At 67.3% G+C, this 25,016-nt stretch carries 25 protein-coding genes; 21 read left to right on the top strand and 4 right to left on the bottom strand.

What is annotated here, in order from left to right; genetic code table 11:
- The first annotated feature begins 19 nt into the window (after nt 1–19).
- The 5 genes from DFO65_RS13000 to hrpA all read left to right on the top strand — a co-directional run bounded on the left by DFO65_RS13000 (nt 20) and on the right by hrpA (nt 6,145).
- Entirely contained in the window at nt 20–355 is a 336-nt protein-coding gene (locus DFO65_RS13000) for an ArsR/SmtB family transcription factor (RefSeq protein WP_113904868.1), read from the top strand.
- The gene (locus DFO65_RS12995) at nt 348–782 is read left to right on the top strand and encodes an SRPBCC family protein (RefSeq protein WP_113904867.1); all 435 of its coding nucleotides are present in this window, start codon (nt 348–350) and stop codon (nt 780–782) included. The genes DFO65_RS13000 and DFO65_RS12995 overlap by 8 nt, the downstream gene beginning before the upstream one ends.
- Before the next feature lie 44 nt (nt 783–826).
- The gene (locus DFO65_RS12990) at nt 827–1,186 is read left to right on the top strand and encodes a nuclear transport factor 2 family protein (protein WP_113904866.1); all 360 of its coding nucleotides are present in this window, start codon (nt 827–829) and stop codon (nt 1,184–1,186) included.
- Between the two features lie 15 nt (nt 1,187–1,201).
- Nucleotides 1,202–1,549 (top strand): TfoX/Sxy family protein, encoded by a 348-nt coding sequence (locus tag DFO65_RS12985; RefSeq protein ID WP_113904865.1) that lies wholly within the window; start codon nt 1,202–1,204, stop codon nt 1,547–1,549.
- A gap of 366 nt (nt 1,550–1,915) precedes the next feature.
- Nucleotides 1,916–6,145: an ATP-dependent RNA helicase HrpA gene (hrpA, locus tag DFO65_RS12980; protein ID WP_113904864.1), complete on the top strand. Its 4,230-nt coding sequence runs from the start codon at nt 1,916–1,918 to the stop codon at nt 6,143–6,145.
- A gap of 259 nt (nt 6,146–6,404) precedes the next feature.
- On the opposite strand, the gene DFO65_RS12975 is transcribed toward hrpA, so the two are convergent.
- Nucleotides 6,405–6,776, bottom strand: coding sequence for a hypothetical protein (locus DFO65_RS12975; protein ID WP_113904863.1), 372 nt, complete (start codon nt 6,774–6,776; stop codon nt 6,405–6,407).
- A gap of 123 nt (nt 6,777–6,899) precedes the next feature.
- On the opposite strand from DFO65_RS12975, the gene DFO65_RS12970 reads away from it, so the two are divergent.
- The 11 genes from DFO65_RS12970 to DFO65_RS12920 all read left to right on the top strand — a co-directional run bounded on the left by DFO65_RS12970 (nt 6,900) and on the right by DFO65_RS12920 (nt 19,285).
- On the top strand, nt 6,900–8,492 hold the full coding sequence (locus DFO65_RS12970) for a peptide chain release factor 3 (RefSeq protein WP_113904862.1): 1,593 nt from the start codon (nt 6,900–6,902) through the stop codon (nt 8,490–8,492).
- 163 nt (nt 8,493–8,655) lie between these two features.
- Nucleotides 8,656–9,741, top strand: a complete 1,086-nt coding sequence (locus DFO65_RS12965) for an inositol-3-phosphate synthase (protein WP_113904861.1) — start codon at nt 8,656–8,658, stop codon at nt 9,739–9,741.
- 179 nt (nt 9,742–9,920) lie between these two features.
- On the top strand, nt 9,921–11,504 hold the full coding sequence (locus DFO65_RS12960) for an AbgT family transporter (protein WP_113904860.1): 1,584 nt from the start codon (nt 9,921–9,923) through the stop codon (nt 11,502–11,504).
- A gap of 209 nt (nt 11,505–11,713) precedes the next feature.
- Complete coding sequence (locus DFO65_RS12955; RefSeq protein ID WP_113904859.1) at nt 11,714–12,496, top strand: Bax inhibitor-1/YccA family protein; 783 nt, start codon at nt 11,714–11,716, stop codon at nt 12,494–12,496.
- Between the two features lie 154 nt (nt 12,497–12,650).
- Nucleotides 12,651–13,553 (top strand): dihydrodipicolinate synthase family protein, encoded by a 903-nt coding sequence (locus tag DFO65_RS12950; RefSeq protein WP_113904858.1) that lies wholly within the window; start codon nt 12,651–12,653, stop codon nt 13,551–13,553.
- Complete coding sequence (locus tag DFO65_RS12945) at nt 13,546–15,030, top strand: aldehyde dehydrogenase family protein (protein WP_113904857.1); 1,485 nt, start codon at nt 13,546–13,548, stop codon at nt 15,028–15,030. Before DFO65_RS12950 ends, DFO65_RS12945 begins: the two co-directional genes overlap by 8 nt.
- A gap of 125 nt (nt 15,031–15,155) precedes the next feature.
- Nucleotides 15,156–15,509, top strand: a complete 354-nt coding sequence (locus tag DFO65_RS12940) for a hypothetical protein (protein ID WP_113904856.1) — start codon at nt 15,156–15,158, stop codon at nt 15,507–15,509.
- Nucleotides 15,510–15,712: 203 nt separating this feature from the next.
- Nucleotides 15,713–15,901, top strand: coding sequence for a hypothetical protein (locus tag DFO65_RS12935; RefSeq protein ID WP_113904855.1), 189 nt, complete (start codon nt 15,713–15,715; stop codon nt 15,899–15,901).
- A complete protein-coding gene (locus tag DFO65_RS12930) occupies nt 15,898–17,436 on the top strand; it encodes a sodium/proline symporter (RefSeq protein ID WP_113904854.1) in 1,539 nt (512 codons plus the stop codon). The genes DFO65_RS12935 and DFO65_RS12930 overlap by 4 nt, the downstream gene beginning before the upstream one ends.
- The gene (locus DFO65_RS12925) at nt 17,429–18,016 is read left to right on the top strand and encodes a hypothetical protein (protein WP_113904853.1); all 588 of its coding nucleotides are present in this window, start codon (nt 17,429–17,431) and stop codon (nt 18,014–18,016) included. The genes DFO65_RS12930 and DFO65_RS12925 overlap by 8 nt, the downstream gene beginning before the upstream one ends.
- 123 nt (nt 18,017–18,139) lie before the next feature.
- Nucleotides 18,140–19,285, top strand: a complete 1,146-nt coding sequence (locus DFO65_RS12920) for an AAA family ATPase (protein ID WP_113904852.1) — start codon at nt 18,140–18,142, stop codon at nt 19,283–19,285.
- Between the two features lie 7 nt (nt 19,286–19,292).
- Here the strand turns inward: DFO65_RS12920 and DFO65_RS12915 are convergent, their stop codons facing one another.
- Nucleotides 19,293–19,730: a VOC family protein gene (locus tag DFO65_RS12915; RefSeq protein ID WP_181778724.1), complete on the bottom strand. Its 438-nt coding sequence runs from the start codon at nt 19,728–19,730 to the stop codon at nt 19,293–19,295.
- 64 nt (nt 19,731–19,794) lie between these two features.
- Nucleotides 19,795–20,799 (bottom strand): GlxA family transcriptional regulator, encoded by a 1,005-nt coding sequence (locus DFO65_RS12910; RefSeq protein ID WP_113904851.1) that lies wholly within the window; start codon nt 20,797–20,799, stop codon nt 19,795–19,797.
- Between the two features lie 112 nt (nt 20,800–20,911).
- Between DFO65_RS12910 and DFO65_RS12905 the strand changes: the two genes are divergently transcribed.
- The 5 genes from DFO65_RS12905 to DFO65_RS12885 all read left to right on the top strand — a co-directional run bounded on the left by DFO65_RS12905 (nt 20,912) and on the right by DFO65_RS12885 (nt 24,336).
- Nucleotides 20,912–21,373 carry a hypothetical protein gene (locus DFO65_RS12905; protein ID WP_113904850.1) on the top strand — a complete coding sequence of 154 codons (462 nt, stop codon included), beginning with the start codon at nt 20,912–20,914 and terminating at the stop codon, nt 21,371–21,373.
- Nucleotides 21,373–21,981 (top strand): dihydrofolate reductase family protein, encoded by a 609-nt coding sequence (locus DFO65_RS12900; RefSeq protein ID WP_113904849.1) that lies wholly within the window; start codon nt 21,373–21,375, stop codon nt 21,979–21,981. Before DFO65_RS12905 ends, DFO65_RS12900 begins: the two co-directional genes overlap by 1 nt.
- Nucleotides 21,982–22,045: 64 nt before the next feature.
- Entirely contained in the window at nt 22,046–22,660 is a 615-nt protein-coding gene (locus DFO65_RS12895; protein WP_113904848.1) for a dihydrofolate reductase family protein, read from the top strand.
- On the top strand, nt 22,657–23,400 hold the full coding sequence (locus DFO65_RS12890) for a DUF899 family protein (RefSeq protein WP_113904847.1): 744 nt from the start codon (nt 22,657–22,659) through the stop codon (nt 23,398–23,400). Before DFO65_RS12895 ends, DFO65_RS12890 begins: the two co-directional genes overlap by 4 nt.
- 75 nt (nt 23,401–23,475) lie before the next feature.
- Nucleotides 23,476–24,336 (top strand): helix-turn-helix transcriptional regulator, encoded by an 861-nt coding sequence (locus DFO65_RS12885; protein WP_245940744.1) that lies wholly within the window; start codon nt 23,476–23,478, stop codon nt 24,334–24,336.
- On the opposite strand, the gene DFO65_RS12880 is transcribed toward DFO65_RS12885, so the two are convergent.
- Nucleotides 24,333–24,932, bottom strand: coding sequence for a TetR/AcrR family transcriptional regulator (locus DFO65_RS12880; RefSeq protein WP_113904846.1), 600 nt, complete (start codon nt 24,930–24,932; stop codon nt 24,333–24,335). The genes DFO65_RS12885 and DFO65_RS12880 overlap by 4 nt on opposite strands.
- Between the last annotated feature and the right edge of the window lie 84 nt (nt 24,933–25,016).

Genomic DNA, 25,016 nt, shown 5'->3' with positions numbered 1-25,016 from the left:
GATCACGTGAGGAGATGCGATGGGCGCAGAGGCAGCAGCCAACCTTGACTTAGCGTTGCGCGCGTTGGCTGACGGGAACCGCCGGGCGATCCTACGGGTGATCCGATCTGCCCCGCAACCTGTGGGAGTGATCGCTGAAGAGCTCGGTCTCTCTCAGCAGACGGCCTCTCATCACCTGGGGGTGCTTCGCAAGGCCGGCCTTGCAACGAGCACGAGGGAGGGAACCCGGCATCTGTTCGCGGTCGACACCGACGGGCTGGCGGCGGTGCGCTCATACCTGGACGATTTCTGGCCGACGAAGCTGGCCGACTTGAAGTCCGTGATCGAGTCTCGGCAGGTGAAGGATCATGGCTGAGTTCCGCGACTCCATCGACATCGCCGCCGCACCCGAGACGGTGTTCGAGTACCTGACCACGAACGAGGGCATGACTGCGTGGATGGGACAGTACGCCGACCTCGATCCGACTCCCGGTGGGAAGTTCGCCGTCGATATCGCTGGGCACCCCGTGCGAGGTGAGTACCTGCACGTCGAGCCGCCGCACCGTGTGGTCGTGTCGTGGGGCTTTCTCGGGAGCGACGATCTTCCGGCGGGGGCATCGACCGTCGAGTTCCGGCTTACGCGGGTGGATGGCGGTACCCGCGTCGACCTCTGCCATTCCGACTTGCCCGATACCGAGGTGCGGGGCCACGCCGACGGGTGGGCGAACTTCCTGCCCCGCCTCGCCGTCGTCGGAGCCGGCGGTGACGCCGGACCGGACGGCTGGCACCCGCTCCCGGACTGAACACACCCGACGCTGTTTCCGCAGCACCAACATAGGAGGACAACATGACTCAGAGCACCGCATACGACACCGTGCAGCAGTACCACCGGGCGTGGACGAGCGGCGATATCGACACCGCGATGAACCTCGTCTCCGACGAGATCACCTGCCGCGCCCCCGGCGTCGACCTGGAAGGCAAGGAAGCCTACCGAGAGTTCATCGGAGGATTCGCGCCGATGCTCACCGGCATCAGCGACATCGCCGAGTTCGCCGACGGGAACCGGGTGGCGCTGTTCTACTACCCGCAGACCGCCGGCACCTCCACGACCCCGGCGGCCGAGTACTTCACCGTCGAGAACGGGAAGATCGCGTCGAGCGTGCTGATCTTCGACCGGCTCTCCTACGGTACGCCCGAGCAGGGCTGAGAAGCAGGGCCGGCGATGACTCCCGAGCAGAACGTCCTCATCGAGCGTCTCCGTGTCATGCTCGTCGACGAGCCCGTGGTGCGGGAGGTGTCGATGTTCGGTGGCAGGTCCGTGATGGTCAACGAGAAGATGATCGTCAGCGCACTCAAAGACGGGGGCCTCCTCGTGCGAGTCGACGGCGACCGGCATGACAAACTCCTCACTAGACGAGGAGCGATCCAGGCGGAGATGGGGCCGGGTCGCGACATGGGACCAGGGTGGATCGAAGTCGCAGCCGACGCGATCAGCGACGACGAGCAATTGGCAACATGGGTCGAGATCGCGATGGACTACAACCGCCTCGTCACGGGAGTCCATCGATGAACGATATCCGGGGCCTCCCAGCGGTGCTTTCGTCTCCCATCGTGGTGAGCCGACGATGCGACAAGACCGTCCGAGGACCGCGAAGACGCGGTACACAGTCGCGATCGCGACGTTCACCGCCAAAGCGGTTCGGCGCAGGTTGACCCGACTGGAAGGCTCGACGCTCGACGTCTCTCTGTTCTGCAGCCGCGAGGTCACGCACCGACGACGAACAACATGCGCCGTCCGCTATGTGTTCGAACTCGCGGGCATCAGAGAGAACATGCAGCAGATGTCCTCTCGGGAAGATTCGGTATAGCGCACGGATGGACCACGATCCGGGGCAGCGCTGCCTTCCGAGTGCAACGCGACTAAGCTGGGGTCGAGATGTCACAGGACAAGCACATACCTTCGCCCACGGACTCGAGCACGAAGAGCCGGCGACCGCCTCGGCGCAAGACCTCCAGGAGAACCGGCGCCCAGCACCGCGACCGCCGCGCACGTCTGCGGGCCGCCCGCGAGGCGACGACAGTCGAGGTCACCTACCCGCCGGAGCTGCCCGTCAGTGCGGCCAGGGACGAGATCGCCGCGGCGATCGCCGAGAACCAGGTCGTCATCATCGCCGGCGAGACCGGCTCGGGGAAGACGACCCAGCTGCCGAAGATCTGCCTCGAACTGGGCCTGGGCGTCGAGGGCATGATCGGTCACACCCAGCCCCGGCGGATCGCGGCCCGCACCGTGGCCGAACGCATCGCCGACGAGCTCGGCGAGGACCTCGGGTCGACCATCGGCTACCAGGTCCGCTTCACCGCTCAGGTCGCCGACTCGACCCGGGTCAAGGTGATGACCGACGGAATCCTCCTCTCGGAGCTGTCGCGGGACAAGCTCCTGCGCGACTACGAGGTCATCATCATCGACGAGGCGCACGAACGCAGCCTCAACATCGACTTCCTCCTCGGCTATCTCAAGGAAGTGCGCAGGCATCGGCCCGACCTCAAGATCATCATCACCTCGGCGACGATCGACCCCGAGTCCTTCTCCGCCCACTTCGACGACGCCCCGATCATCAGGGTCGAAGGCCGCACCTACCCGGTCGAGGTCCGCTACCGCCCGCTCATCGAGGACGCAGCCGACGACGACGTCGACGGTCCGGGCGACTCCGGGGACTACGAGACCGGAGTCGAGGAGCAGACCGAGGGCATCCTCGCCGCCGTCGACGAGCTCAGCCGGGAAGCTCCCGGCGACATCCTCGTCTTCCTCTCCGGCGAACGGGAGATTCGCGACACCGCCGACGCCCTCGAGGCTCACCTGCGCAGACGGACCAGACTGAGCAACTGGGAGGTCGTTCCCCTGTTCGCCCGCCTGTCCGCGGGAGAGCAGCAGAAGGTGTTCCGACCGCACTCGCGACCGCGCATCGTGCTCGCCACCAACGTCGCCGAGACCTCGCTGACCGTGCCCGGCATCAAGTACGTCATCGACGTCGGCACCGCGCGGATCTCCCGCTACTCCAACCGCACCCGCGTCCAGCGCCTGCCGATCGAACGGGTGTCCCAGGCCAGTGCGAACCAGCGCAAGGGCCGGTCGGGTCGCACCAGCGACGGCATCTGCATCCGCCTGTATTCGGAAGCCGACTTCGAGTCGCGACCGGAGTACACCGATCCCGAGATCCTGCGCACGAACCTCGCCAGTGTCATCCTCCAGATGACCGAGCTCGGTTTCGCCTCGAGTGACGAGGAGATCCTGTCGTTCCCGTTCCTCACCCCTCCCGAGGCGAAGGCCGTGCGCGACGGGCGGACGATGCTCGCCGAACTCGGCGCCCTGACGACGAACAGATCCGGCCGCATCGAGGTCACCCCGATCGGCCGGAAGCTGTCGGTGCTCCCCATCGACCCGCGCTTGGCGCGGATGGTCATCGCCGGCGCCGAGGCGGGGTGCGGGGGAGACGTCACCGTCATCGTCGCCGCGCTGTCCATCCAGGACCCGCGCGAGCGCCCCACCGAGGTGCGGGCGGCCGCCGATGAGAAGCATGCCCGCTTCACCCACCCGGCCAGCGACTTCCTCTCCTACCTCAATCTGTGGAACTACCTCGACGACGCTCAGGCGTCCCTGACGAGCTCGAAGTTCCGTCGACTGTGCAAGAGCGAGTTCCTCAACTTCGTCCGCATCCGGGAATGGCAGGACCTCGTCGGTCAGCTGCGGTCCCTGCTCGGCTCGGCGGGAATCCGAGTCGAGCGACCCAGCTGGCGACAGGACTCCGGTGAGGATGCCACGCTCGAGCCAGGCGACACCGCGAACGGGTCCGGCGCCTCGGCGCGCGGGCGCACGGACCGCAGCCGGCGGGGAGATGAAGGCCGCGGGGCGGACGACGGGCGGTCGGCGCTGCCGACCGGACCCGGACCGCGGGGGAAGGTCGGCTTCGCCGAGCTCAGTGCGGCCAGGAAGACCGCGACGAAGGGCCGCGATCAGACCGAGGGACCCGGGATGAAGGGCGCGAACATGACCCTCGATCCCCACGCCGCCGCGATCCATCGCGCCCTGCTCACCGGTCTGCTGTCGATGATCGGCTCCCGGTCGGAGCGGACGAAGGATTACCAGGGCGCTCGCGGCACCCGATTCGCGATCTTCCCCGGGTCGGGCCTGTTCAAGAAGAACCCGGACTTCGTCATGGCCGCCGAGCTCGTCGAGACCTCCCGGCTGTGGGCGCGCACCGTCGCCGCCATCGACCCCGACTGGGTCGTCGACGCGGCAGGGGACCTCGTCACCCGGCAGTACTCCGAACCGCACTGGTCGACGAAGGCCGGGGCCTCGATGGTCTACGAGAAGATCTCCCTCTACGGGGTCACCCTCGTGAGCGACCGCAGAGTCGGATACGGGACCTTCGACCGGGAGGGTGCGCGCGACATGTTCATCCGCAAGGGACTCATCGAACGCGACTGGCACGAGCGGTTCCCGTTCCTCGAGCACAACCAGTCCGTCATCGAGGAAGCCGAGGAGCTGGCCTCGCGCACCCGCAACCGGCGCGTCCTCGACCAGGACGACGCGCTCTACGACTTCTACGACGAGCGGATCCCCGCTGCAGTCACCTCGGCAGCGGATTTCCGGTCCTGGTGGAAGAAGCAGAAGCGCCGGGACCCGCACATCCTCGATCTCACGACGTCGATCCTGCTCAGCGAGGACAGCGAGGAGCTCACCGCCTCGGTGGCCGATGACTTCCCGATGGAATGGGAACTGGCCGACGGAACGAAGGCGAAGCTGCGGTACTCCTTCGATCCCGGCAGCAGCGAGGACGGGGTGACCGTCGAGCTGCCCGCCGCCGCGGTGCCCCTCGTCGACCCGGACGAGTTCTCGTGGCAGGTGCCGGGCCTGCGGGAGGAGCTCGTCGCCGCCTACATCCGGTCCCTGCCGAAGAGCAAGCGCCGGTACTTCGTGCCCGCACCCGACGTCGCCCGCGACATCCTGCCCAGCCTCACCCCGTATCAAGGCAGCCTGCCGGAGGTCCTCGCCGCGCACCTCAGCGAACGCGCGGGTGGGGGAGGCCTCAACGATCTGGTGCCGATCACCGTGCGCGCGGAGGACTTCGACCGCGACCGCATCCCTGCTCACCTGCGGATCCGGTTCCGGGTCGTCGACGGGACGAAGACCGTCGGCCTCGGCGAGGACCTCGGTCAGCTGACGGCGCAGGCGAAGCCGCAGGTGCGCAAGGCCCGGCAGAAGCAGACCGCCTTCTCGACCCGCACCGGCCTGACGGCGTGGTCCTTCGGAACGCTTGCCGACCCCGACGACGCCGAGGCGGGCGTCATCCCCGGTCTTGCCGACCGCGGTTCCAGCGTCGACCTCGTCGCCTTCGACACACCGGCGCAGTCACGATCGGCGACTCGGGAGGGGCTCATCACTCTGCTCGGCCTGGGCACGGCACAGGTGCGGGGGTACCTGCGGGACGGGCTGACGATGGACGAGAAGCTCATCCTCGCGGGTCATCAGAAGTCCTCCGATGAGCTGCTCTCGGCCCTGATCCGAGCGGGCATCCGCAGCGTCGTCGAGGCGGAGCTCGGTCCCGCTGAATCGGGGTGGGTCGCCACGCCCGAGGAGTTCGCCCGGCTGGAGACGACCGTCCAGGCGGCGCTGCCCGTCGACTGCTCGTCGCTGCTGCCATCCCTGATCAGAGCTCTGAAGGCGACGACGGAGCTCGACAAGAAGGTGTCGAGGGCCTCATCCCTGGCGATCCTGTCCAACCTCGCCGACGTCCAGCAGTGGCGCGGCAGCCGAGTCTCGGCCGAGGCGGTGTCCGGGATGACCGGGCAGATGGTCAGAGACCTGCCGCGCTGGGTGCAGGCCCAGGTGCTGCGGATCGACGCGATGGAGAACTCACCGGTTCGGGACCGGCAGCTGATGGACCGCGTCACCGGAGCCTGCGACGACGTGGCCAAGAAGATCCGCAATCGGTTCCCGGAGCTGGCCAGAGCCGAATGGGCACAGCTCATCGTGTCCCTGCCGAGCACGTGGCGCGAGGTCCTCACCTCGCTCGAAGAGCTGCGCGTGAGCCTCTACGCGAACTCCCTGGGCACGGCCCATCCGGTGTCGGAGAAGCGGATCGCCAAGACGCTCGCGGGGCTGTAGGGATTCGCAGCCGGGCCGGATCACCCCTACAGTTGGGCGCAATCTGCGCCGTTGCGGCGGGAGGTTGTGTGGCTGGCAGGGAGTTTTGTCGAGCGAACGGGTGGGCGTGCGGCTAGCGGTTGGGCGTGCGGCTGACTGCAGGGCGTGCTGTGTGCGGGGCGTTCTGTGACGGGGACGGCTGATCATGCGGCCGGCGCGAGATGGTGGTGCCAACGAGGCGGCCAACCGCCCGTTGGCTCCACCGCCCGGACGCGAGTCGTCAGGCCGGGGCGGAGAAGAAACCCGCGAAGAGCCACCAGGCGGGCAGGATCGCGGCGACGACGACCGTGGCCACCGCCCACCAGATGCGCCACTTCCATGTCCGCCTGCGCGATCCGACGAACAGGCAGACGAGATAGGCGATGAGGCAGAATCCTCCGGACAGGCTGAGCAGCACGAGCCCCGTGGCTTCCCATGCTGACGTGCCGAGGTCGAAGACGTACCGGGTGACCTGTGCGATGTCCAGCGAGAACCGGATCGCGAGCACCAGGAACGGGATCCCGATGAGTGCCGCGGCGATCAGCGGCAGCGCCTTGAGCCAACGCTCCCTCGGCTCCGACCGGCCCGCGTATTCGACGTATTCCTCAGTCATCGCCCATCAGCTTAGACGCGAAATCCGGCAGGACGCTGGACGCCGTGAAGCGTGTCCACGCCGCGCAGCCTGTGTGACTGAACGCTCATACAGTGCTCCGGCGAAGGGCGGTAGGATTGTTTGGTGACTTCTGGCCAACATTCTGACAAGGACATCCGAGCCGAGGCGGCGCGCCGCCGCACGTTCGCTGTCATCTCGCACCCCGACGCGGGCAAGTCGACGACCACCGAGGCGCTCGCCCTGCACGCCCGCGCGATCGGTCAGGCCGGAGCCACTCACGGGAAGGCCGGTCGACGCGCCACCGTCTCCGACTGGATGCAGATGGAGCAGGACCGCGGCATCTCGATCTCCTCGGCCGCTCTCCAGTTCGAGTACCGGGACACCGTTTTCAACCTCGTCGACACCCCCGGCCACGCCGACTTCTCGGAGGACACATACCGGGTGCTCTCCGCCGTCGACTGCGCCGTCATGCTCATCGACGCCGCCAAGGGCCTCGAGACGCAGACGATGAAGCTCTTCGAGGTCTGCGCCCACCGCAACATCCCCATCATCACCGTCGTCAACAAGTGGGACCGTCCGGGTCTCGACGCGCTCGAGCTCATGGATGAGGTCCAGAACCGGACCGGTCTCCTGCCGACACCTCTGACCTGGCCGGTCGGCCACTCCGGCGACTTCCGCGGCGTCCTCGACCGGGTCACCGGCGACTACACGAAGTACACCCGCACCGACGGGGGCGCGACGATCGCCGGGGAGGAGACCTTCACCCCCGCCCAGGCCCTCGACCTCGAAGGTGAGGCCTGGGAGACCGCCGTCGACGAATCGGATCTCCTCGACATGGAGGGACAGAACCACGATCAGGACACATTCCTCGCGGGCAGGTCCACGCCCGTGATGTTCGCCTCGGCGGTGCTCAACTTCGGCATCCGCAAGCTGCTCGACATGCTCGTCGACCTGGCACCGGCCGCCGAGGCGCGCGAGGACAAGGACGGCAACCCGCGTGACGTCGCCGCCCCGTTCTCCGGATTCGTGTTCAAGGTCCAGGCCGGAATGGACTCCAACCACCGTGACCGGCTCGCCTACATCCGGGTGTGCTCAGGAGTGTTCGAACGCGGTTCGGTCCTCACCCACGCGGCGACCGGCAAACCGTTCGCCACGAAGTACGCGCAGCAGGTCTTCGGCCGCGACCGGGACGTCGTCGACGAGGCGTTCCCCGGTGACGTCGTCGGCCTCGTCAACGCCAGCGCCCTGCGAGTCGGCGATTCGCTCTATCTCGACAAGAAGGTCGAGTTCCCGAGCATCCCCACCTTCTCGCCCGAGCACTTCATGGTCATCCGCGCCAAGGACTCCTCGAAGTACAAGCAGTTCCGGCGCGGCATCGAGCAGCTCGACCACGAAGGCGTGATCCAGGTGCTGCGCTCCGATCTGCGCGGCGACCAGGCGCCCGTGCTCGGCGCCGTCGGTCCGATGCAGTTCGAAGTCGCCGAGGATCGGATGACGAACGAGTTCAACGCCCCGTGCAATCTCGAACGGCTCAACTTCTCCCTGGCCAGGCGCACCACCCCGGAATGCGTTCCGACTCTGGCGCGAGAACGCTCGGTCGAGGTGCTCAGCCGCTCCGACGGTGAGCTGCTGGCGCTGTTCTCCGATCGGTGGCGGCTGCAGGGAGTGCAGAAGAACCATCCGGATCTGGTTCTGGAGCCGCTCGTCGTCAGCTGAGCGGAACACCCGCCCGACCGGGCAGCACTGCCCGGGCCGGGCACCGGCCCCGCCGTTTGACGAGGTCATTAAGATGAAATGCTGGGCCAGATCGGGTTCGGCCGCAGTGAGAGCGGACCCGACACTCGGGGAGACCTGAAACGACAAAGGAGAGTTCACAGACGTGGGAACGAAATCGATTCGAGTCGCGATTGCCGGACTGGGCAATTGCGCCTCTTCCCTTATCCAAGGTGTGGAGTACTACCGGGACGCAGCCCCAGGAACCAAGGTTCCGGGACTCATGCACGTGGAATTCGGGGACTATCACGTCGGTGATATCGAATTCGTCGCCGCATTCGATGTGGACGGAAAGAAGGTCGGTGCCGACATCGCCGAGGCGATCGGGGCCAGCGAGAACAACACGATCAAGCTCGCCGAGGTGCCTCCGACCGGCGTCGAGGTGCTGCGCGGTCCGACCCTCGACGGCCTCGGCCACTACTACCGGGAGATGATCGTCGAATCCGACATCGAGCCCGTCGACGTCGCACAGGCCCTGCGTGACGCGAGAGCCGATGTCCTCGTCTGCTACCTCCCCGTCGGCTCCCAGCAGGCGACCGAGTTCTACGCCCAGGCCGCCATCGACGCGAAGGTCGCGTTCGTCAACGCGCTGCCGGTGTTCATCGCGGGAACCAAGGAATGGGACGAGAAGTTCCGCGCGGCGGGCGTGCCGATCGTCGGTGATGACATCAAGAGCCAGATCGGCGCGACCATCACCCACCGCGTGATGGCGAAGCTCTTCGAGGACCGCGGAGTCGTCCTCGACAGGACCTACCAGCTCAACGTCGGCGGCAACATGGACTTCAAGAACATGCTCGAGCGGACCCGCCTCGAGTCGAAGAAGATCTCCAAGACCCAGGCCGTCACCTCGAACACGTCGGCCGACCTCGCCGAGCGCGATGTCCACATCGGGCCCAGTGACTACGTGGCCTGGCTCGACGACCGCAAGTGGGCCTTCGTCCGCCTCGAGGGCCGCAACTTCGGCGATGCGCCGGTCTCACTCGAGTACAAGCTCGAGGTCTGGGACTCGCCGAACTCGGCCGGCGTCATCATCGACGCAGTCCGTGCGGCCAAGATCGGCCTCGATCGGGGAGTCGGCGGTGCCCTCATCTCCGCATCCTCGTACTTCATGAAGTCACCGCCCGAGCAGATCGACGACGACTCCGCCCATGACGCCGTCGAGGCGTTCATCAGGGGAGATCTCGAACGCTGATCAGCTGTCGCTGACCCGCCCGGGATTCCAGAATGTGGAATTCACTGGCGACGACGGTCAGGGGTTCGACAGGATGGAGCGCTCAGAGTTCGCAGCCCGCATCGCGGGCGCCGGACTCTGGGCGCTTTGTGCATGCCCCGCACGGTCGCCCTGATCGTGCCCGATGAGCAGGAGATCCCATGTCGAGCAATGTCGCTGTGACCGATGAGAAGCAGAAGAGACCGTCCGAGCTCAGCTGGCTCATGCGCCTCCTCGTCGTCATCGAGAAGGCCGGCAACAAGCTGCCCCATCCGTTCTGGCTCTTCCTGTCCCTGGCCGTCGTGGTCATGGTGCTCTCGGCGATCTTCTCCGCCACGGGGCTCAGCGCGGTCAATCCCGCCACCGAGGAGACCGTCACCGTCACGAATCTCCTCTCGACCGAATCCCTGCGGGCGATCGTCGCCGGCACGACCGAGAACTTCGTCACCTTCCCGGCGCTGGGACTCGTCCTCATCGTCCTCCTCGGCGTTGCCGTCGCCGAGCATTCGGGACTCATCCCCGCGATGCTGCGCGGCACGATCGCCGGCGCCTCGCCGAAGTGGATCACGTTCATCGTGGCCCTGGCGGGCACCGCCTCGTCGATCGCCTCCGACGCCTCCTACCTCATCATGATCCCGTTGGGCGGACTCGCGTTCAAGGCGGTCGGGCGCAACCCGATGCTCGGCTGCGTCGTCGCTTATGCCGCGACCTCGGGAGGCTACTCGGCTGCGCCCATGGTCAACTCCCTGGACACGATCCTCGGCGGCCTGTCGACCACGGCCGCGCAGATCATCGACCCCGAGTACGTCGTCACTCCCGTCGCGAACTTCTACTTCAACTTCGTGTCGATGTTCGTCGTCGCCGCCGCGGTCACCCTGGTCACCGAACTCGTCCTGTCCAAACGTGCCGACCAGATCGAACTCGACCCCGTGGACGAGGACGACCCGGAGGACTTCGACGTCAGGTTGGCGCTCGACCCGCACGAGAAGCGCGGAATCGCCATCGCCTGCGTCGCCCTCGTCGGCTGTGCCGGACTCCTCTTCTTCCTCGCCTGGCCGAAGGATTCGTTCCTCCGTGACGAAGCGGGATCATTCGGACCCGAGTCCGGCCTCATGGCCGGGATCGCGGGGATCATCGGCTTCGGATTCTTCATCCTCGGCATCATCTACGGGTACGCGACCGGGTCGATCCGCAAGACCTCCGACATTCCGGAGATGATGGCCAAGGGGCTCGTTCCGTTCGTCCCCGTCATCGTCCTGTTCTTCGCCGCCAGCCAGTTCCTCGCCCTATTCAAGATGTCGAACCTCGGAGTGATCCTCGCCATCGAGGGAGCGGCGTTCTTCGGATCGCTCAACACCGGGACCTTCGTCATCCTGCTGGGCGGCTGGGTCCTCGTCGCGATCGGAGCACTGTTCCTCACGTCCGGTTCAGGACTGTGGACGCTCATGGCACCGGTCCTCGTCCCGATGTTCATGCTCCTGTCGATCTCTCCCGAGACCACCCAGGCGCTCTACCGGATCGGGGACTCGACGACGAACATCATCTCGCCCATGAGCCCCTACTTCGTGCTCGTGCTCGGCTTCCTCCAGAAGTACAAGAGGGATGCCGGCATCGGCACGCTGCTGTCGTTCACGATCCCGCTGTCGTTCGCGATGTTCGTCTTCTGGGGACTGCTGTTCTTCATCTGGTGGGCCATCGGCATCCCCTGGGGTCCGGGGGCGGCCACCCACTACCAGCTGGGCTGATCGTGCGCGGACGCTCCGGCCGAACGGCCGGAGCGTCGGTCCGCCTCGGCGCCGAGGCGGGAATGCGGGGCTCCCTGCGCGTGTTGACCTCGGTGAACGCATGAGGAATCGGCCTCCCCTGATTCGCAGTTCTCACCCAGTTGATACGACTAGACTGGGCGGTACAGTGAATCTACTCAGATCGAAAGGAATCGACCGTGAGTAACCCCATGATCAATCGGGCTCTCAACCAGGGAGTCCAGGCGGGTCGTTCGCAGCCTGTCATGTCGGATCAGGAACTCAACAACCTGTTCAACCAGCCTGCCGCCCAGAACCGCAACGCCGGCCCCCAGATCGCGGACCGGACGATGCAGTACGAAGACGTCATGGTCAAGACGGGCATCTGCTTCGGCATCCTGCTCGCCGGTGCCGTGGTCGGCTGGTTCGTTCCCGCCCTGGCGCTGCCCGCGATGCTCATCGCACTGGTCCTCGGACTGGTCAACGCATTCAAGAAGGAGCCGAGCAAGGGCCTGATCCTCGGCTACGCCGCCTTCGAAGGTGTGTTCCTCGGCGGCATCTCCGGCATGTTCGAATCCCTCTACCCGGGGATCGTCATGCAGGCCGTGCTCGCGACGCTCAGCGTCTTCGGCGTCATGCTGGCCCTGTTCAAGTTCAAGGGCATCCGCTACGGCTCGAAGATGATGAAGTTCATGGCCATCGCCGTGGGCGGATACGCCGTCTTCTCGCTCATCAACTTCGGCGTCGCCATGATCACCGGCACCGGGGGAGCGCGCAGCATCGAGGTGATGGGGATGCCGCTGGGCGTCATCATCGGCATCGTCGCCACGGTGCTCGCCGCGATGACCCTCATCGCCGACTTCCAGATGATCGAAGAGGGCGTCAAGCACCGGATCCCGGAGAAGTACTCCTGGATGTGCGCGTTCTCGCTCATGGTCACCCTGGTCTGGCTCTACGTCGAGATCCTGCGCCTGATCTCCTACTTCCGGGAGTAGGAGCGACGATGACAAGGGCGGATTCCGGAGACGGGATCCGCCCTTGTCACGTGTCCGGATCCGAACAGTGCCGCCGGGCTCCTTGTGAAATGTCACATGTTTGCCTAAGCTCGTCAGTGGAATCCTTGCGTCCCCACACCGAAAGGACGATTCGATGACGAATCAGACCATGCGCGGAGTCTTCGCCGTGCCCACCACCCCGTACCGCACCGACGGCAGCCAGAACCTCGACGAGCTCGCCGCGGGGATCGAGCGCGTCATCGCCGCCGGTGTCGGCGGGATCCTCTGCCTCGGCGCCACCGGCGAGGCGCTGGCGCTCAGCGCCGAGGAGCGCGAGGAGCAGATCCGCGCGGTCGTCGCCGCGGCATCCGGACGTGCCACTGTCGTCGTCGGCTGCATGGCCTACGCTCCCGCGGAGATGTCATCCCTCATCGCCCAGGCCAAGGACCTCGGCGCCGACGCCGTGATGATCACTCCTCCCTTCTACGGCGGCCTCGAGCCCGGCCCCGTCATCGCCGCACTGCGTGAGGTCATGTCGACCTCGCCACTGCCGGTCATGGTCTACAACAACCCGCACTCCACCGGCACCGATCTGCTCCCGGCCGACCTTGCCCAGCTGGGGGACACGGGCACGTTCTGGAGCGTGAAGGAGACCTCGGGAGAGGCCACCCGGGTCCGTGAGCTGCGGGAGGCGCTCGGCGATGATGTCGAGGTGTTCGTCGGCGCCGACGGGATCGCTCTCGAAGGCTTCACCCAGGGCGCGAGCGGCTGGGTAGCCGCCTCGGCGTGGCTGCTCCCCGAACCCTGTCAGCGGCTGTGGGACCTCGCCGCGGCGGGGGACTGGTCCGAGGCCGTGTCCCTGTGGAACCGCCTCGGCGGAGCCCTCGGCCAGATCGAAGGCAGCTCCGCGTTCATCTCCCTCATCAAGCAGGCACTGAGCCGACGCGGCTCCGAACAGGGCCCTGTCCGTCTGCCGCTGCCCACCGCCGACACGCACGCGGTCGAGACCCTGCTCGCCGCGATCGACGAACTCGAGAGGAGCACTGCTCATGTTTGAGAACGGCAGGAAGGCACTTGAGGACCTGCTCGGTGGCAACCGGGGGATCTATTCGGACGGCGGCTTCGTCTCCGGTGAGGGTGAGCCGATCGACATCGTCTCCCCGTCGACAGGGGAGACCCTGGGCACCCTGAGCCAGGCCACCGACGCACAGGTCGATGCGGCCGTCGCCGCCGCCCGCTCGGCGTTCGCCACCGGGGACTGGGCCCGTGACGGAGAGCAGCGCGCAGCGATCCTCCGCCGGTTGGCCGACCTCGTCGACGAGCGCGCCGAGGTCATCGCCTATCTCGACGCCGTCGAGGCGGGCAAGGTGTTCGCCGGAAGCGTGGCCGAGGACGTCCCCGACGTCGTCGCCAACATCCGCTTCCACGCCGACCTCATCAGCAGCTACGAGGGCCGCTATCTGCAGGACAGCTCCGGATTCGGCTGGGTGAAGAAGGTCCCGATCGGCGTGGTCGCCGCAGTGCTGCCGTGGAACTTCCCGATCGCGATGCTCGGCTGGAAGGTCGGCCCCGCGCTGGCCGCAGGCAACGCGATGGTCATCAAGCCCTCGGAGGACTCGACCCTCAGCGCCCTGTACTTTGCCCGGCTCGCCACCGAGGCGGGCGTCCCCGATGGGATCGTCAACGTCGTCACCGGCGTCGGAGCCACCGTCGGCCAGGCACTCGGCATGCACCCGGACATCGACGTCATCACGTTCACCGGTTCCGGCCCATCCGGGCGTAAGGTGCTGGAGAACTCGGCGAAGTCGAACCTCAAGAAGGTCTCCCTCGAGCTCGGCGGCCGCGCCGGCTACATCATCGACGACGAGCATGCCTCGGATTACGAGGCGATCGCCGCCGACATCGCCGGTGCCGCTTTCGGTGTCAGCGGACAGAACTGCACGGCCTCCTCCCGCGTGATCTTCGTCGGCGGCGAGGACCGCTGCGCCGAGTTCCGCGACGCCCTCGCGGCAGCCGCTGCCGAGATCACCGTGGGCGACCCGCTGGAGGATGGCACCGACATCGGCCCGGTCATCAACGCCAGGGCCCACCAGCGGATCAACTCCTGGGTCGAGGAAGCCGTGACCAAGGGCGCAACCGTCGTCTATCAGTCCCCGGAGGTTCCCCAGGCCGGCACCTGGTGTCCGGTGACCGTCCTCGAAGGCGTCCCCGCCGATTCCGAGCTCGGCTGCGGAGAGATCTTCGGTCCCGTCACCCAGCTCATCCGCGTCGAGACCCGGGACGAGGCCGCACGCCTGATCAACGACGAGCCCTACGGACTCGCGTCGACCGTCTGGTGCGAGGACATCGGACAGGTGAAGCGGTGGACAGACCTGATCAGGGTCGGCACACTGGCGATCAACGGCTACAGTGAGGGCACCGTGGCGACGCCCTTCGGCGGGATGCGCCAATCGGGATTCTGGGGCCGGGACAATGGACCGGAATCGCTCGACACCTACCAGGAGGCGATGACCGTCTGGATCGCCCAGAGCTGATCCGACGCCACAGAGCCGGGGCGACGGCGGGTCCTCATCTCCCGGGAGGGGGACCCGCCGTCGTCTCGCAGACTGTGCCCGCCGCGCCGACGCTCGTGGCGGCTCCCGCAAGTAGACTGGCGACCATGACCGACCCGGCTCCCGAACTCGCCACCGAGGTCCGCCGGCTGCGCGTGCGGATCATCGGCCTGAGCCCCCGTCACCTCGACGAGCCCGTTGCTTCCGATCCCCATGGCCACGATCATGGCGCACCGCTGACCCGGCGCCTGGCCATCGCCGAGGCGCTCGCCGGCTTCTCCGACCTGGGCTCCGGAGGGCACCGTGTACCGGAGCTCGGCGACGGCAGCCTCGCCGACCAGGTGGTCGTCCTCCTCGAAGAAGGGGCGCGCACCGCATCGACCCTGCCCGACGCGGAGCGCGACGCGCTGCTGCGGGCGCTGACCGAGCGTGCCCGACAGCTGCGTCGGCAGCTCGCCTGAGCGCAGGCATCCGACAGGTTGTCATGCGCTCCTGACAGGTTGTCAGCCGCTCGTCGACGTCCCTGTGCTCGCTGGTCGAACCCTGTATTGTCACGATTGGGGAGGACGTTCGGCGAACACCGCCGTGCGCTCTCTCACGCGAGCCGGACCCGCTCCGGCACGCACCCCAGCCCCATCCGACGCATCACAACGAGGTGGTCTCCATGTTCGGCCTGCCAGCCGCGACAATCGCCGTCATCTTCGGCATCCCCGCGATCTGGGTCATCTACACGATCGTCTTCGTCTACCTGTCCCGCCATTGGAGCGCGGAGGATGTCGACGGCCATCCCGGCGGGGACGTCAGGATCGCCGACCCCGGCATCGCACATCGTGAGAACGGGGGACTGGCATGAACATCGAGACGTGGTTCCTCGTCATCTACTTCATCGCGATGGCCGGCATCGGGGTCTGGACCCTGACGATCGGGACCAAGGACAACGAGGGGTTCCTCCTCGGCGGCCGCAGCCTGGGCCCCGCCGTCACCGCGCTGCGACTGCAGTCCTCGTCGATGTCGGGCTACATGTTCCTCGGCGCAGGATCGCTGGCCTACACGAAGGGCTACTTCTCCCTCTGGTACGCGATGGGCGACATCGGCGGCGGCGTGCTCAACCTCTCGATCCTCGGGCGACGCATGCGCAAGCTCTCGCAGATCCTCGGGTCGCTGACGTCGATCGAATACCTCGAGCACCGGTACCCCTCGAAGTGGATCCGGGCGATCGCCGCCCCGATCGCGCTCTTCTGCATCTTCTTCTACGTCCTCGCCCAGTTCATCGCCGGCGGCCGCGGTCTCGAGATGGTCACCGGCATCTCCTACGGCTGGGCGCTGTTCATCGCCGTCGGCGTCATCGTCTTCTACACCTTCCTCGGCGGATACCTGGCCGTCGCCTACACCGACTTCGTGCAGGCGATCATCATGCTCATCGGAATGCTGTGGATCCTCATCGGGACGATGCGGGCAGTCGGCGGCTGGACCGCGGGCAACGAGGCGGTCGGCGAGATCAATCCCAACCTCCTGACGATGTGGGGGCCCGACGGAATCGGCAGCGTGCAGTGGGGTGTGATCATCGGCGCCGTGCTGGTCTTCTCGATCGGCTACATGGGCTGGCCCCACGTCAATGTCAGCCACATGGCGATGAAGAAGCCGTCCGTCGCCCGCGCCGCGAGCATGTACGCGACCGGATTCAACCTCCTCTTCATCCCGGCGCCCTACATCGTCGGCGTCATGGCGCTCATCATCCTGCCCACCCTGGACAATCCGGAGCTCGCGGTGTTCCAGGTCGCCGACACCGTCCTGCCCGACTTCGCCGTCGGCATCGTCATGGCCGGAATCATGGCCGCGATCATGTCCACCGCCGACGCCCTGCTGCTGCAGTCGGGGACGATCGCCAGCCAGGATCTCATGCAGCGCTTCTTCATCAGGAACCTCTCCGACCGGCAGTCGGTGTGGGTCTCGCGCATCACGGTGTTCGTCCTCGCGGCGATCGGATACCTCGTCGCCGTCAACGATCCACCCGCCGTCGCCGAGGTGGTCATCTTCTCGACGACCGTGCTCGGAGCCGCATTCGTCCCTGTCTACATCGCCGCCGCGTGGTGGAAGAAGGCGAACGTCCCCGGCGCGATCGCCTCGATGCTCGCCGGCACCGTGTCCTCGGTCGTGTGGCAGCTCACGGGACTCGTCGACTCGACGGGCGTCGATCCCATGGGCATCGGGATCGTGTGCTCGACGCTCGGCATCATCGTCGTCTCTCTTGCCACCCAGCGCTCACACCCGGTGCCGGAGCACGTGGTCGCGGCGATGGCGGAGACCGACCGGATCGGCCCGATCCCCGCGCACATGCTCACCGGACAGAACGACGCCCTCGCCGGGCAGGTGCCCAGGAATGCCTGAGACCGGTCCCGCCCCCGCCTCGGCGCTGCGTCTGCGCCCGCATATCACCGGCGCCGAGGCGGCTGCCGTGTTCCGACGGAAAGTGCCGGGGGCACAGATCGAGGTCAAGGAGGTGGTCCACCCGTTCTGGTGGGCCGTGCTCGATGTCCGGACCCGTGGTCTCCTCGGCCGGCGGAGGCGCACGGGCGCCGGTCCAGCGGGACGGAGGATGAACGTCCTCGTCAATGCCCTCTCCGGCAAGGGCCACATCGCCGACTTCGAACCCGACGGCGCGATCGTCGACCCGGCCGATTGGCGGGCAGCACTCGAATCCCTCGTGGGGTCGGGGCCGACCGTCGACGCCGCCGCGGTCGCTCGGACAGCGGCGGCGCTCGTGCGGGCGAAGGTCGTCAGGACCGTCAAGCTCGGCATGGCGATCTCGATCGCCGAGGCGGGACCGCTCCAGGGAGTCCTCAAGCCCAATTGGCTGGTCACGGGGTCGAACGGGAAGTACTCGGCGACGATCCTCGTCGACGGCCTCGACTCCTCGCACTACATCGTGCGAGTGCAGAGACTGCGTGCGGAGCAGCACGTCGGCTGAGGCTTCGGGCAAGCTCCGGCACGCCCGATACGGATCCCTACGAATAATACGGAAGATACGGAGAATACGGTAGGATACGGATCCAGCGTCGTCCACTCGGCGCGCGACCGACAGGGAGCAGCGATGAATCTCATGATCCCACCACCGACGCCCAAGGACCAGCAGTCTCCGTTCCGCCCGGGGTTCGGGTCGACACCGCCGGTCATGGTCGGCAGGCAGCCCGAGGTCACCGCGTTCGCCCGCGCGCTCGACGGCCCCGGCAGCACCGGTCGCACGGTCTTCGTCACCGGTCAGCGCGGAGTCGGCAAGACCGTCCTGCTCAACATCTTCCAGGAGGTCGCCGACACCCGGCAGTGGTGGACGGTGCGAGAGCAGGCGTCCGCCGGGTTCGTCCAGCGACTCACCCAGGCGCGGCTGCCGGAGGTCCTCGAATCCCACGATGCGCACGAGCGATCGAAGTCGACCGTCGTCGGGGTCACCCTCCCGCTGGGCGGAGGAGGGCTCACGGTGCGGTCCGACACGACGAATGCCCTCGTGCCGGATCTGCGCTCTCACCTCATGAAGGTCCTGGAGCTGCTCGACTCCCATGAGACCGGCCTGCTCATCGCCCTCGACGAAGTCCACCGTTCGAATCTCGACGAGTTCCGGCAGATGACCGACGCCCTGGCCCATGCGATGTCGCAGGACGCGCCGTTGGCCTTCGTCGCCGCCGGACTGCCGGCGAGCATCGACAACATCGTCAACGACGACGTCTCGACGTTCCTCCGCCGTGCCGATCGCATCAACCTCGCCGGGCTGTCATCGGAGGAGACGCGAGAAGCGCTCAGGGCCCCGGTGGAGCAGGCGGGGAAGAGGTTCGCCGAGGAGGCACTCGAGTTCGGCGTCGCCCTCTCCCAGGGCTATCCCTACCTCGTCCAGATCGTCGGGGACCTGGCGTGGAACGCGGCACTCGACGCCGACGAGATCACCCGGCGTCACGTCGAGGGGATCGAGGGGGAGGCCAGGCAGGTACTCGGCAGGCAGATCCACGAACCGACCCTCGCGGCGCTCAGCCCGGGTGCCCGACGGTATCTCCGGGCGATGACTCTCGACGACGACATCTCGAGCACGGGCGAGATCGCGGATCGGCTGGGGCTGAAGAAGCAGACCGCCAATGACTACCGGAGGCAGCTCATCGCCCACGGTGTCGTCGAGGTGCCGAGCTTCGGGCACGTGCGGATGGTCATTCCCCATCTGCGCGACCACCTGCTCGACCGCGACGACGAGTGAGTGAGCGTCAGCCCCAGTTCGCGGCGTTCGTGATGCAGAACGGGTGCCCTGCCGGATCGAGGAGGACGATCCAGGTCTCGCCGGGCTGCGGGTCGACGCGAGTGGCGCCGAGCTGGACGCAGCGCGCCGCCGCGGCCTCGATGTCCTCGGCCGCCAGATCGAAGTGGAACTGCTTGTGACCGTCGTCGGGCCACCTCGGCGGGACGAAGTCACTGCTCGTCCCGATGCCGAGAGCATGGGTCGGTCCGGCGAGCATGGCATAGTTCTCGTCCGCGTAGGTGACCGGCCAGCCGAGGACCTCGGACCAGAATCTCCCGAGCGCAGCGGCGTCCGGAGCATCGAGGGTGACCATGGCCAGGCTCGCAACGGGTGTGGCCCCGGTCGTCGCGGAGTCGGAGGTCGTCGGGTCAGGGGGAGTCTGAGTGTCGGTGGTCGTGTCGTCCATGACAGACATTCTCCGTTCGCCGTCGTTGTGGGAATAGGAAAAACCCGTCAGTGTCGTGTTCGGCTCAGGTGCGCGGCTCGCGAGCGGACACCGGGGTGCCCGCCGGCGAGGCGGAGCGGTGCGTGGCACGGTAGCGAGTGGGGCTGGTCCCGAAGCGGGAGACGAAGGTCTGGCGCAGCGATTCGGCCGAAGCGAAGCCGCACGAACGAGCGATGCTCGTCATCGGCTCCGAGGTCTCGGTGAGCAGGCGGGCGACGGCGTCGAGTCGTGTCTCTCGGACGAATCGGGCAGGGCTGCGTCCCAGGTGCTCGATGCAGAGCCGGCTGAGCTGGCGTTCACTCACACCGAGCAGGTCCGCCAGTGCTGCTGCCGAGAGATCATCGGCGAGATGCGCGACGACGTGGTCGATCATCCGACGCACCGTGAGGTCCGCCTGGCGCGGCCGCCGCAGGTACATGCTCATCTGGGCCTGATCGGCCGGCCTCTGCAGATAGGTGACGAGACCCAACGCCACCTGCCGGGTGATCTCGGCGCCATGGTCCTCCTCGATGAAGGCCAGAGTGAGGTCGAGGGCGGCGGTGACGCCTCCCGACGTCGCGATGGGTCCGTCACGGACGTAGATCGGAGCGGCATCGACGAGCACCGCAGGGAACCGGCGGGCGAGATCGTCGGCGTAGAACCAGTGGGTGGTCGCTCGGCGTCCGTCGAGCAGCCCGGCGGCGGCGAGGATCGTGGCGCCGGTGCACACCGAGGCGATTCGGCGGGCGAGCGAGGCCGCATGCCGCAGGAGGGCGAGCAGCCGCTCATCGGACGAGGCCACCTCGTGTCCGGTCCCGCCGGACACGATGAGCGTGTCGATCGGGCCGGTGATCGCGTCGAGCCGCGTCTGCGCGCGTACCTCGAGGCCGGAGTCGCTGCGGATCATCCGGCCGATGGGACTGGCCAGGACCACGTCATAGCGCGGAGAGACGCCTCGGCGATTGGCATGGTCGAAGCCACTGGTCACGCACGCGACATCGAGGAGCTCCACCCCGTCGTAACCGACGACGACCACCGTGCGTCCAGCCATGGCACCAGTATGACTCCACCGACCCCGCCAAGGGGCCAGGAATCCCAGGATTCCGGACGAATCCGCACCGTTCCGGTTCCGTCGCCCGGATGAGAGGTCGACAGTGGAGTCCATGACAACGACGACACACTCCCTGATCCGGTCACCCGCCGCGCTGTTCATTCGGCACTACCTGGAGATGGTGATCGCCATGATCGCGGGGATGATGATCCTCGGGCCGCTCGAATCGCTCCTCTTCGCCCCGTTCGGCTGGGACGACCTCCGGGCGATCCCGGAGATCGACGTCCTCATCATGGCGACGAACATGACCGTGCCGATGGTCGCACTCATGCTCGTCCAGCGGCACTCGGCGAGCGCGACGGCGCTGATGGCGGCGGCGATGTACCTGCCCTTCCTCGTGCTCTTCCCCTTCGTCTGGACGGGCGTGATGTCGCACGGCGCGCTGCTCGGCCTCGGGCACACACTGATGTTCGTCGCCATGTTCGCCGCGATGTGGGTTCGTCGAGACGAGTACATCGGCCACCGCCACCATTCGCGGGACTCCGGTGCGCGGGCTCGAGAGGAGGCGGCGTGATGGGCAGGGTCATCTGCGAGCAGACGATCACCATCGACGGCTGCGCGGCCGGTCTCAACCAGAGCGAGGACCGTCCGTTCGGTGACGACGGCGGGGATGGTTGCGGCAACAGGCTGCATGCGTGGATGTTCGACCGACCCGAGGAGAATCGCGAGGAGCTCGAGCAGCTCGGAGCGGCCGGCGCCTTCATCATGGGTCGGAACATGTTCGGTCCCGTGCGCGGAGAATGGGACGGCCGGTGGAAGGGATGGTGGGGCGACGATCCTCCCTTCCACGCTCCTGTCTACGTGCTGACCCACCATCCTCGTCAGCCGCAGCCGATGGACGGCGGGACGACGTTCCACTTCATCACCGATGGCATCGCATCGGCCCTCGCCCAAGCGCGCGACGCCGCCGGAGACGAGGATGTGCTGATCCAGGGCGGCGCGACGACCGTCAACGAGTATCTCGGCGCGGGCCTCGTCGACGAGCTGCGACTGCACATCGTGCCCTATACGATGGGCGCGGGAGTGCGGATCTTCGACGGAGTGCCGCCGCTCGACCTCGAACAGACGAGGTCCAGGGCCTCCAGCCTGGTCACGCACATGACCTACCGGGTGATCGGCTGACAGTGGAGTCCATGATGAGCGCTCGTCCGAACCCGCGATCCGAGGGCTGTGAGAGGTCGGTTCCATGAGCAGCATCGTGCTCTACATGTGGATATCCCTCGACGGGTTCATCACCGGACCGGACGACCGGCCCGGCCAGGGCCTCGGCAGAGGCGGCGAACGGCTGCATCGGGCCCTGGCTCTCGACGACGGAGCCGAACCGTCGTCGATTCGCCCCGCCGACGAGGTCAGCGCTCAGGTCCTGGCCGAAGGGCTGGACACGGGAGCGGTCATCACCGGACGACGCACCTTCGACCACAGCGGAGGGTGGAACGGGGATCACCGCGCAGGTGTGCCGATCTTCGTCCTCACGCGATCGGTTCCGGTCGAACCGGCCCCGGGCCACGCCCGCTGGATGACCGACGTCCACGAGGCCGCGGCGGCGGCCAGGCAGGCGGCCGGCGACCGCCACGTGCTGCTCCACGGCGCCGAGGCGGCTCGCTCGCTGCTCGCCGCGGGCGAGCTCGACGAGATGTCCCTCCAGATCGTCCCGGTGCTGCTCGGGCAGGGACGGCGGCTGTTCGACGACATGCCTCCCGCGCACGTCGAACTCGAACTGGTGCGAGTGCTCAGTCATCCGGAGGTCCTGCACGCCCGCTATCGAGTCCGCACCGCATACAGTGGGGAGCCATCGCCATGACCGACGACGACAGCGGCGTCGCGCCCCCGATCGTCGACAGGGAGACCTGGTTGCGCGAGCGCGAAGTCCTGCTCGAGCGGGAGAAGGCGCACACCCGTGAAGGTGACGCGATCGCGGCGGCCCGCAGGAGATTGCCGATGACAGAGGTCGGCCCCGTCGCCCTCGACGGGCCGGATGGACCGACACCGCTGGCCGAGATCTTCGACGGGCGGAACCAGCTCGTGGTCTACCGGCACATGTTCTACGTCGGGGAGGGCTTCGACCGCCAGTGCGAAGGGTGCACGCACAACCTGTGGAACATCCGAGATGCCTGGCCATACCTCAACGCGCGCGGCGTCAGCTTCGCCGTCTTCGCCGACGGGCCCTATGAGGAGGTCGCGCAGTACCGCGATTTCATGGGATACACCCATCCCTGGTTCTCCAACCACCGGGTCGACGATCCCGCGGTCGGCGGCGGCGGAATCCTCACCTGCTATCTCCGCCGCGGGGACCGGGTCTTCCTCACCTATGAGAGCACCGCCAGGGGAGTCGAGAAGCTTGCGATCCTCGACCTCCTCGATCGGACACCATACGGCCGGCAGGAGGTCTGGGAGGACTCGCCGCCCGGCTGGCCGCAGGGCCCCACCCACAGCTATCTGCGCACGGATGAACACGGCATCGCCGTCGGGATCGGAATCAACGGCGAGAGGCCTGGCCGACCGACAGCCCAGTGGACTCGTCCCGGCGCGACGACGATCTGAATCGCCGGGGAGTGATCGGGCCAGTGGACTGAGCGTCTCCACCTCGGTGTCAGGGGTCTCTGCCATCCTGGTCTCATGGACGACGTCGACAGCACTGCTCCGACCACGGCTCCGAGACCTCCGGAGCACATGTACGGCCGGGTGCTGCGCCCTCACGAGATGCTCACCCGCACTCGCTACTCCTCGGCGGAGCCGGCGGCCGAGCTGCGCCCGTGGGTGCTCCGCTACTGGTCGGTGGCGTGGGACCTGCCGGAGGGCGAGAGGTACCTGCAGACGACGCTGTCCGAGCCGAGCATCCACCTCACCGTCGAGCGCGGTGACCTGCAGCGGGCGAACACGGACGGTGCGGGCATCTGGCTCACCGGGCCGGTCACCCGCGAGCGCTTCGACGTCGCGATCTTCGGCACCGGCGGGGTCATCGGAGTGAACTTCCGCCTCGGCGGGACGAGGGCCTTCTGCGATCATCGGCCCGCTGGGATCCGCGACACCACGGTTCCCGCCGCCCGGTGGTTCCCCGACGCCGCTGAGCTGGCGGGGCTCGACGACCTCGACACCGCCGCCCAGGTGCTCGACGGCTGGCTGCTGGCCAGGCGACCGCGCACGAGCGAGGCCCTCGCCCGATTCCTCGCAGTCCTCGAGGTGATGGAGGATCCCGAGGTGACCCACCTCGGCGAGCTGTCGCGACGGTGCGGGATGAGTGAGCGGACGCTGCAGCGGCTGTTCCACGACCACTGCGGGGTCGGAGTCAAACGGATGCTCGTGCGAGCCCGGATCCGCGATGCGGTCGCCGCCCTCGACCGCGGGTGGGAGGGGACGCTGTCCGAGCTCGGTGCGAGCCTGGGCTGGTTCGACCAGTCGCACTTCAGCAGCGACTTCCGCCGGACCATCGGGTGCAGTCCGGGGGAGTACCTGGCCGGACGAGACGGCGCTCCCTAGGCAGGGGTCGCGCCGAGACCCGCCGCGGCGGCGCGCATCGCCGCTTCCGCCTCGGCGAGGGTGATGAGGCTGTTCCCCGCGACGATGTGCAGGCCGTAGGCGTCCTCGAGGGCGACGAGGTTCATCGCCAGCTGCGCGATGGGGATCGTGGGGGCGAACGCCCCCGCCTCGACGCCGGACTCGAGCACCCGCCGGTAGATCCCGCGCTGCCTCGTGTACATGTTCTCCACCATCTCGTCATGGGCCTTCGACGTGCCGGCGAGGACGTCGAACTCGTAGAGGAGGCGCATGAGAGCGTCGTCGGGCCCGGACGGCAGTCCTTCGCGGATCGCGGCGGCGAGCTGTCGGCGCGGGTCGGTCTCCCCGGCGATCACCTCGTCGCGGTGGTCGCAGTAGCGTTCGACGCCTGCCCGGTGAGCCTCGACGAGGAGGTCGTCGAGATCCTCGTAGTAGTAGAGGATCGCGCCCCTGGTCAGACCCGCCCGGCGCGCGATGTCGGCCAGGGACAGCGACCGCAGTCCCGACTCGCCCACGGTCTCGAGCGTGGCGGTGATGAGCGCCTCCCGGCGCTGCGACTGGTTCTTCGTCCGTGCCATGTCTTGACAATAACCGCTCGATGATGTGACAGTGGAATCAATTCTTTGACACGTCCGTCAAAGAATTGGCCAGCTCTCTGCAGA

Origin of the sequence: Brevibacterium sanguinis (assembly GCF_003315415.1) — a bacterium.
In the GTDB taxonomy this organism is placed as follows: Bacteria; Actinomycetota; Actinomycetes; order Actinomycetales; family Brevibacteriaceae; genus Brevibacterium; species Brevibacterium celere_A.
This window is presented reverse-complemented; position numbering and strand designations above follow the sequence as displayed.